Origin of the sequence: Streptomyces sp. 13-12-16, from assembly GCF_002114215.1 — a bacterium.
Lineage (GTDB): Bacteria > Actinomycetota > Actinomycetes > Streptomycetales > Streptomycetaceae > Streptomyces.
On record NZ_NCTE01000439.1, the window covers coordinates 1 to 7016 of the forward strand.

The following is a 7016-nucleotide window of genomic DNA, read 5'->3' on the forward strand; positions in this document are numbered from 1 at the left end:
GGCCCGCTGTGCCCCGGCGGGCCGTCCGGGCCTCTGACCCCGCACGGCCCGCCGGGGAACCCGTGACGGGGCCGGCCCGAAGGCCCGTCCCGTCACGGAAGTCCTTCCGCCCCTCACCGCCGCCCGCACGGCCGGGTCCGTGGACACCCGGGCGTCCCGCCGGGCCGTCCGCCCCGCCGCCGGGGCGGTCAGTCCTCATGGACGGTGACCGAGCCGGACGGGCACAGGTCGCCCGCGGTACGGGCCCCGTCCGCGTCCGCCCCTTCGGGCTCCTTCACCAGCAGGGTGACGATCCCGTCCTCGTCCTGGTCGAAGACCTCCGGCGCGTTCAGCGCGCACTGGCCCGCTCCGACGCACCGCTCTCTGTCGACGGTGACGCGCATGCTCGTTGCTCCTCGTGGGGTGGGTACTCGGGCGGCGGTGGGACCGGGTGCCGCCGGGACCGTCCGGCGGCACCCGGGAGCCGGTGGCCTACCAGCGCACCGGCAGCTCGTGGAGTCCGAACAGGATCCCGTCGTACTTGAAGGCCAGCTCGTCCGGCGGGACGTCCAGTTCGAGCGTCGGGATGCGTTCGAACAGCTTGCGGTAGGCGATCTCCATCTCGACCCGGACCAGGTTCTGGCCGAGGCACTGGTGGACGCCGTAGCCGAACGCCACGTGCCGCCGCTCGGAGCGCTCCGGGTCGAAGGCGTGCGGGCAGCCGAACACCTCGGTGTCGTGGTTGGCGGCGGCCAGCAGCGGGACGACGCCCTCGCCCTTGCGGATGAGCTGACCGGCGATCTCCACGTCGTCGACCGCGACGCGCAGCGCCACCATGTCGGCCACCGAGTGCAGCCGCAGCAGTTCCTCCACCAGCCGTTCGCCGCCGATCCACCGCGGGTTCGCGAGCAGGGTGACCACACCGAGGCCGATGTTGTTGGCGGTGGTCTCGTGCCCCGCGATCAGCAGGAGCAGCAGCACGCCCGACAGTTCGACGGCGGTGAGCTGCCCGGTGGCCAGCAGCCGGCTGATCAGGTCGTCGCCGGGCCACTTCTCCTTGATGGCGATCAGACGGTTGATGTAGCGCAGCAGTTCCCGGGTGGCGGTGGCCCGCTCCTCGTCGGTGGAGGTGCGGATGGCGACCAGGGTGCGGGTGCGGGACTCGAAGAAGTCGCGGTCCGCCGGCGGCACCCCGAGCAGCGAGGAGATCACCAGGGACGGTACCGGCAGCGCGAAGTCGCCGATCAGGTCGGCACGGTCGCCCGCGGCGAGCATCGCGTCGATGCGTTCGTCCACGATGCGCTCGATCGCCGGGCGCAACTCGCGGACGCGCCGCACGGTGAACTCCGGGATGAGGACCTTGCGGAACCGGTCGTGCTCGGGGGAGTCCAGCCCGACGAACCAGCCCGGGATCTGGTCCTGCTTGGGCACCCCCATCGTCTCGCCGACGTCGGGGAAGCCCTCGTTGTCCGGATTGGCGCTGATCTTCGGGTGGGTCAGCACCGCGCGCACGTCCTCGTGCCGCGTCACCAGCCAGATCGGCGCGCCGTTCGGCAGGTGGGACAGCACCAGACCGTTCTGCTCGCGGTGACTCGCGTACTGGGACAGGGGCAGCGGTTCCTCCGGCGTGCGCCGGGGGAAGCCCACCACCGTGGGGCCGATGCCGGTCGTCATGTCCGTTCCTTCTTCCTCTTCCTGAGGTGTCCAGGGGTGCCGCGCGAAGCCGCGGTCGGGTCCCGGCGGTTCAGCCCGCGGAGTAGAACTCCCGGACGGCGCCGGTGATGTACTCCTGGTCGGCGGCGGTCAGTCCCGTGTGGGTGGGCAGGTACAGGCCGTCCTCGCCGAAGCGGTGCGCGTTCAGGGACGGCCACACCGGGTCGAGGTAGCCGGGCTGCCGGCTCATGGGCTTGAAGAACAGCCGGGTCTCGATACCGCGGTCCGCCAGGTGGGCCCGGAGCTCCTCGCGGCGCTCGGCACGCAGGTCGTACATCCACAGCACGTCCCGCGGCGGCATCAGCGTGACCCCCGGGACGTCCTTGAGCCCCGCGTCGTAGCGGGCCTCGATCTCGCGGCGGACGGCCAGGATCTCGTCCAGCCGCTCCACCTGGGCCAGCGCCACGGCCGCCTGCATGGCCGTCATGCGGAAGTTGTAGGCCAGCTTCTTGTGCAGGAAGCTGTGGTCGCGGGTGAACGCCATGGCCCGCAGGTGCGCGAGCTGCCCGGCCAGCCGCGGATCGTCGGTGAGACAGATCCCGCCCTCGCCCGCCGTGATGATCTTGTTGGCGAAGAGCGAGAAGCACGCGATGTCCCCGACCGGCCGCACCCCGTGCGCCTCCGCCGAGTCCTCGACCACCCGCAGGTTGTACTGGTGCGCGATGTCCATCACCGCGTCCATGTCGCAGCGGCGCCCGTAGACGTGCACCGGCATCAGCGCCCTGGTGCGCGGGGTGATCCTCTCCTCGATCAGGGAGACGTCGATGTTCAGGTCGTCGCCGCAGTCCACGAAGACGGGCGTCGCCCCGGTGTACGTCACCGCCCAGGCCGAGGCCACCATGGTGAACTCCGGCACGATCACCTCGTCGCCGGGACCGACGCCCAGCGCGCGCAGCGCCAGGGTCAGCGCGGCCGTGCCGGAGGAACAGGCGACGCCGTGCGCCACGCCGTTCCACTCGGCGAAGGCCTCCTCGAAGCGCCGCACGTAGGGGCCCTGCGAGGAGATCCAGCCGCCGGTGACGGCGTCGGTGACGTATTCCAGTTCGCGCCCGTCGAGGGCGGGCCGGGAGACGGGGTGGGTGAAAGACATGCGTCCTCGCTGCGATGGTGCGTGCGATGGCTGGAAGGAGGGGACGGCCGGCCGCGCACCGGCCGACGGGCGGTCCGGGGTCATGGTTTCGGCAGCAGGCCCAGGACCAGGTCGGCCGCGGCCTTGCGCCCGCCGGCCGCCCGCTGGAGCGCGCCCAGCCGTTCCGCCCGCTCGCGGAAGGACGGGTCCTCGACGACCCGGGTGAGCTTGTCGACGACGTCGTCCGGGTCGACGGTCTCCGGCCGGTCCAGGGTCAGGCTGATGCCGAAGTCGCGGCCGCGCACCGCCTGGTCGAAGCAGTCCACCCACAGCGGCCGCACCACCTGCGGCTTACCGAAGTAGACGCCCTCGTGGTAGGCGTTGCCGCCGCCGTGCGAGAAGAACACCGACACCTTCGGGTGGGCCAGCACGTCCAGTTGGGACGGCACCCAGCTCTCCACCCGCAGGTTGCCGGGCAGTGAGCCGGACGGCGGCAGCAGGTGCTGCTGCTCCTTCGGGAGCTTCCACAGGAACTGGTGGCGGTCCGACATCCGGCGGGCCACCTCCACCAGCGCCGCGACCTCCTCGCGGGTCAGCCGGGTGATGGTGCCGAAACCCATGTAGACCACCGAGGACTGCCGGTCCAGCCAGCCGCTGAGACCCTCGTCGTCCGGGCACTCCGGCAGCGGCGGCAGCAGGGCGCCCACCAGGCGGAGCTTCTCCGGGACGTCGAAGGGGTAGTCCAGCTCCGGGACGGAGGCGCACAGCACCATCTCGGCCGCGTCCACCCGGGTCATGGAGTTGGGCGGGGCGATGCCGAGCTCCTTGCGGATCGCGGCGTCCTCCTTGAGCACCTTGCCCATCGACGGGTGCAGGAACATGAGGAGCGTCCGCCACTTGAACAGTGTGTTCGCCAGCTTCTGCCGGGGGGTCATCTCCAGCGGCAGACCGGAGTTGGGGACCGGGAAGTTCTTCGGGGTGTAGGACGCGCCGAACGGGTTGTGCGAGGTCAGCACGTTGCTCGGGACGAACGGCACCGACAGCACGTACGGAATGCGGTGGGTGAGCGCCAGGTCGACGCCGAAGCCGCTCACGCAGTCGATCACCATCAGCGCCGGCCTCACCTCCTCGACCACCTTCTCCAGAGCGCGGTACTTGCGCGCCTGGAGCGCCGGTTTGTACGACTGCCGGACCACGGCGCGGTGCGCCTTGAACCGCGAGGACTGCGTGACCTCCCGGTACACGGCGTCGTCCCAGGTCACCGCCGACAGCTCGGACACCACCTCACCCAGCGAGGCGAACGACACCGCCGAGTCGGCGGCCAGCGCCGCCACGTCGTCCCGCCGGTGCTCGTCGGTGGCGAACCACAGGTCGGGCACCCCACGCCGGGCCAGTTCCCCGGCCAGCACCAGCAAGGGGTTGAGCAGTCCGCTCTCGGGGAGACCGACGAAGAGGATCGGCCGGGCGGCGGAGTCCATGAGGGCCCTTTCACGAGGTGACCGCCGAAGCCGCCGACCGGCCGCGCGGGCACGACCGGCAGACGGACAGGCGGGACGGGGTTGTCCGTGTGCGGCCCGTCGGCCGGGGCCCGAATCGGGCGGCGCCGACCGCACCCCACCTTGATCTCACGGCCGTAACCAGGAAATCCTTAGACTTGCCCCGCGCGGCCGGACGGGACACCGGACGCGAGGCACGGGGCGAACCTGCGCCGAGGGAAGCGGAGTTACCTGTACGGTGGGCGCACCGAGCGTTCCGTATCTGCCGACGACGGAGGGCTGCCCATCGGAGCGTTGTCCCGGCTCAGCACGACGCAAGGGAGACCACGTGACGAACCGGGCACGGGCCACCGGCCCGTCCCATCCCCTGGTCGGCCGTGAGGCCCACTTGGGGAAGCTCGCCGCCGGAGCCGCCGCCGCCTGTGCCGGGCAGCCCCAGCTGATCGTCCTCGACGGCCCGGCGGGAGTCGGCAAGACCTCACTGCTGCGGGCCGCTCTCGACGACGGCGGGCCCTGCGACGGCATGACCGTGTTGTACGGGGCCTGCAGGGCGATCGACTCCGGCAGCGGGTACAGCGGTGTACGCGCCCTGTTCGGACCGCTCAACCTCACCGCCCGCCGCGGCCGCGCCTCGGCGCTGCTGGCCGGGAACGCCCGTCACGCCCTGCCCGCCCTCGCCCCCGACCGCGTCGACGGGGACACCGCGCCCGGCGCCACCTACCCCGCGCTGAACGGCCTGTACTGGCTCGCCGCCGGTCTCATGGCGGACCGCCCCCTGACGCTGGCCCTCGACGACGTCCACTGGTGCGACGAGCGGTCCCTGCGCTGGCTCGACTTCCTCCTGCGCCGTGCCGACGGAATGCCGCTGCTCGTCGTGCTCGCCCGGCGCACCGCCTGCGAGTGTACGGCCGGCCCGGCGCTGGCCGACCTGGTGGCCCACCACCGGTCCCTGGCGCTGCACGTGCCGGCACTCTCGGCCCGCGACGTCGAGACACTCGTCCGCCGGACCTTCCCCGAGGCTCCGCCGCGGCCGTCCTTCGTCGGCGCCCTCACCGCCGTGACCGGTGGCAACCCCCTGGAACTCCAGCGGATCCTGCACAAGTTGCGCACCACCGGGGTGAGACCCGACGACACGGGCGCCCGGCGGGTCACCGAGCTCGGCGGGCGGGCCGTCGCCGCCTCCGTGCGCGAGGCACTGGACGGCCAGCCGGCCGGAGTGCGCGAGGTGGCCCGGGCCCTGGCCGTACTCGGCCCGGAACGGCCCGAACACCTCGCCGCCCTCGCCGGGGTGTCCGCCGTGCAGGCCGAGGAGGCCGTGGACGTCCTGCGCCGCTCCGGCCTCGTCCAGCCCGACCGGATCGAACCGGTGCACGACATGGTGCGTGCCGCGGTGCTCTCCACGGTCGGTTCCGGGGCCCTCGCCGGTCTGCGCACCCGGGCCGCCCAACTGCTCAGCGACGTCGGACGGTCCCCCGAGCAGATAGCGGGCCAGCTGCTGCTCCTCCCACGGGCCGACCAGCCGTGGATGACCGCCGTCCTCCTGGACGCCGCCGCGCAGGCGGAGCAGCGAGGGGCCCCGGAGGCCGCCGCGCGCTACCTGGAGCGCGTCATGGAGACCGGGCCCGACACACCGGAGATCCGGACGCGACTCGCCGAAGTCCTCTCCGAGACGGACCCGGCCCGCTCACTGACACTGCTGCACGAGGCACTGGCCCTCACCGGCGACGTCCGCACCCGCGCGACGATCGCGGTCCGGCTCGCCCTGACCTGTCTGCGCGTCCAGCGGTCACCCGAAGGCGCCCGCGTACTGACCGAGGCACTGGACGCCCTCCACGCCGCGCTCGGCACCGATCCCGAACCCGCCGACCGCGAACTCCTCACCCTGGCCGAAGCCACCCTGCTGATCGTCGGCGCCGACGAGAAGAGCACCCTGCCCGCGGTGCGCGAGCGGGCCGCCCTGCTGCCCCCGCCGCCCGGGGACACGCCCGCCCAGCGCCAGCAGCTCGCCATGCTCACCGTGCTCACCGCGACGGACGGCCGCTCCGCCGCCGAGTCGGTCCGCCAGGCCCGGCGTGCCCTGCGCTCCCCGGGCGCGGAACTCGGCGCGTGGTCGCTGCTGCCCGCCTCCCTCGCGCTCTCCCTCGCCGACGAGACCGGCGAGGCGCTCGACGCGCTGGAGACGGTGCTGCGCGACAGCCGGCGGACCGCGGCGGTGTGGACGTACGTCCTCGCGCTCTCCACCCGCGCCTTCGTCCACCTCGACCAGGGCGGCGTCCCCCAGGCCCTGGCGGACGCCCAGAGCGCCCTCGACCTGCTCGGGGAGGGGAACTACTGGGGCGAGAGCGCCGTCCTGCCGCAGATCGCCTGCGCGCTCGCCCTCACCGAGCACGGTGAGCCCGGCCGGGCCGAGGAGGTGCTCGGCACCATCAAGCGCCCGCGTATCGAGGCCTTCGCATGGGAGTACCACTGGTACCTCATGGCGCGGGCGCGGGCACGGTACGAGTGCGGCGACCCGGAGAGCGCTCTCGAGCTGCTGCGCACCTGCGGGGACTCCCTGGACCGGACGGGACTCGACAATCCGGTCCTGGCCCCCTGGTGGGTGGACGCCGCCTGTCTGCTGGCGGAGTCGGGCCGCTTCGACGAGGCCCGGGCGGCGGCCGGGCACGGCGCCGGACCCGCCGAACGCTGGGGAACCCCGCGTGCCCTGGGCTACGCCGCCCTGGCCCGCGGCGTCGCCACGCCAGGCCCGGAGGGAACCG

5 protein-coding genes are annotated in these 7016 nt (G+C 73.0%); 1 reads left to right on the forward strand and 4 read right to left on the reverse strand.

Annotated features, from left to right (window positions below; translation table 11 throughout):
- Nucleotides 1-188: 188 nt before the first annotated feature.
- The 4 genes from B7767_RS18095 to B7767_RS18110 all read right to left on the reverse strand — a co-directional run bounded on the left by B7767_RS18095 (nucleotide 189) and on the right by B7767_RS18110 (nucleotide 4239).
- Nucleotides 189-383 carry a ferredoxin gene (locus tag B7767_RS18095; RefSeq protein WP_085573100.1) on the reverse strand — a complete coding sequence of 65 codons (195 nt, stop codon included), beginning with the start codon at nucleotides 381-383 and terminating at the stop codon, nucleotides 189-191.
- Nucleotides 384-471: 88 nt separating this feature from the next.
- Nucleotides 472-1653 (reverse strand): cytochrome P450, encoded by a 1182-nt coding sequence (locus tag B7767_RS18100; RefSeq protein WP_085573101.1) that lies wholly within the window; start codon nucleotides 1651-1653, stop codon nucleotides 472-474.
- A gap of 70 nt (nucleotides 1654-1723) precedes the next feature.
- Nucleotides 1724-2782, reverse strand: a complete 1059-nt coding sequence (locus tag B7767_RS18105) for a DegT/DnrJ/EryC1/StrS aminotransferase family protein (RefSeq protein ID WP_085573102.1) — start codon at nucleotides 2780-2782, stop codon at nucleotides 1724-1726.
- An 80-nt stretch (nucleotides 2783-2862) separates the two neighbouring features.
- The gene (locus B7767_RS18110) at nucleotides 2863-4239 is read right to left on the reverse strand and encodes a glycosyltransferase (protein WP_085573103.1); all 1377 of its coding nucleotides are present in this window, start codon (nucleotides 4237-4239) and stop codon (nucleotides 2863-2865) included.
- A 346-nt stretch (nucleotides 4240-4585) separates the two neighbouring features.
- On the opposite strand from B7767_RS18110, the gene B7767_RS18115 reads away from it, so the two are divergent.
- Nucleotides 4586-7016: AAA family ATPase (locus tag B7767_RS18115; protein WP_085573104.1), on the forward strand; the 2431-nt coding region annotated here is incomplete at its 3' end.